Annotated in this window: 1 protein-coding gene; it reads right to left on the bottom strand. The window is 63.4% G+C overall.

Going from position 1 to position 1,696, the window contains the following annotated elements:
- Window positions 1–27: 27 nt before the first annotated feature.
- A complete protein-coding gene (locus tag QMK34_RS47320) occupies window positions 28–1,509 on the bottom strand; it encodes an ISKra4 family transposase (protein WP_442785376.1) in 1,482 nt (493 codons plus the stop codon).
- Window positions 1,510–1,696: the final 187 nt, after the last annotated feature.

The following is a 1,696-nucleotide window of genomic DNA, read 5'->3' as shown; positions in this document are numbered from 1 at the left end:
GGGTGTGGTTCGTTTTGAGGGAGGGGCTCACCCAGCGAGGATGTAGTCGTTTTGCTGGTGGGTGTAGCGGGTTTCGTGGCGGCGATAATGTTCTTTGAGCAGGTGGTAGGCCCAGTACTCCTCAAGGTCGCCGTTGATGGTGAGTGCTCGCAGGGTGAGGATGGTGTGGGCTCCGTCGAGGCCCCATCGGGCGCCGGTGATGTCGAAGCGGTCCTTGACGAGGTGTCGGCAGGCGCCTTCGATGATGCCGGTGGCGATCGGCCAGCCGGATTCCAGTGCTGTGGCGTAGTTGAGGTAGGGCTTCTTGTTGGTCAGGTAGGTCGCGGCGTCATCGGCGCCTTTGCGTTCGGTGGTGGAGTACCCGAAACGGGTCGCGCGTCGTCGGATTCCTGCGGCGACGTCGTTGGATCGTCCCTTGAGGATTGTGGTGGCTTGGGTGGCGACCCACGCTTCGACGTCGGGGTCACCCTTGTCGAAGAACGACCATGCCGCGGTCCAGAGGTATTCCAGGACATGGATGAAGTCGATGACGATGGTGACGGTTTTGCCACGGCGGGTGGCTTCGGCTGTGATGGCCTGGATTTGCTGGTTGTTGCCGTCCACCAACGCGATCCAGACGCGGCGGTGGTCGGGGTCGCGGCGGGTCGCCTCATCGAAGGTGGTCGCGATGACGGTTGGGATGTCATCGGTGATCGACGCGGTGAGCCACTTACCGCGTGTTTGTCGCTTGCGGTTATCAGGTCGCGGCGTGCTGGTCACGGTCGTGGTGGTGGTGGGTGAGGCGATGATGTCGGCGGCGACGCGGGGTACCGGGGTGATGTCGTAGACGGCGCCGAGTTCCGCCATCCGTTTCCGACCGGATTTCTCTCCGGGTGACAACCGGGTGGCGAGCTTGTTCGAGGAGCTGGCAGCGGCTTTGCGGGTGGTCTCGCGGAGCCCGTCGGGGCGCATGCGGATGCCCTTACCGTCGTTGGTCATGACCAGCACATCGGTATCCGGACTCGCACTGGGACGGCGGGCGGCGTAGAAGCCGGGGACATCGACCGCGGCTTGCGCGACGAGGTCGAGGATTTGGGGTTTGCCCAGTACCACGCCGGTCGCGCGGGTGATCGCCTCGATCGCGGTGTCGAACGAACCACGGACCGACTCGGTAACGGCGAGCTTGGCCAGCCCGTCGGAATGCTTGCCGTGGGGCAGGTTCAGCACATCATCGGCCGGATACAGATTCACTGCTTTCGGTGCGCGGTAAGCGTTGCGGGTGACCGTGACGTCCCCGAACACCGTGCTCAGCACTCGCTGATGACCCCGTTCGGTCCGAGTGCGTGCCACCCGATCTGCTCCGATGATGTCGTCGTGGTGTTGTTCATTGGCCGCGCGCAAGTCCAGATGGTCTTGGTAGAGCCGGCGCATCAGCTCCCGCGAACGCCGCCCCAGATGATCTTCCAGCGTCCCGTGTGTCCAGGCATCACTGCCGACCCCTTCCAACTCCGCCACTATCGAGGCGAACATCTCGAAAGACTGGGCGAATGCTCCTGGCCTGTTCTGCGCACCGTATGCTGGCACCGGGCTCCTTCTTTGACCACGTACTTGGCGTAAGCACCTAAGAACGTAGCGGGAAGGAGCCCTTCCTCATGATCAGGGCCGGAAAACCCGCAGGTCACAGACCAGTCCACCTCACTCCAGCCGAACTACACCC

This window comes from Amycolatopsis sp. H20-H5 (genome assembly GCF_035828755.1).
GTDB lineage: Bacteria > Actinomycetota > Actinomycetes > Mycobacteriales > Pseudonocardiaceae > Amycolatopsis.
Note: the sequence above shows the minus strand (reverse complement) of the source record. Positions and strands in the feature narration are given on the sequence as shown.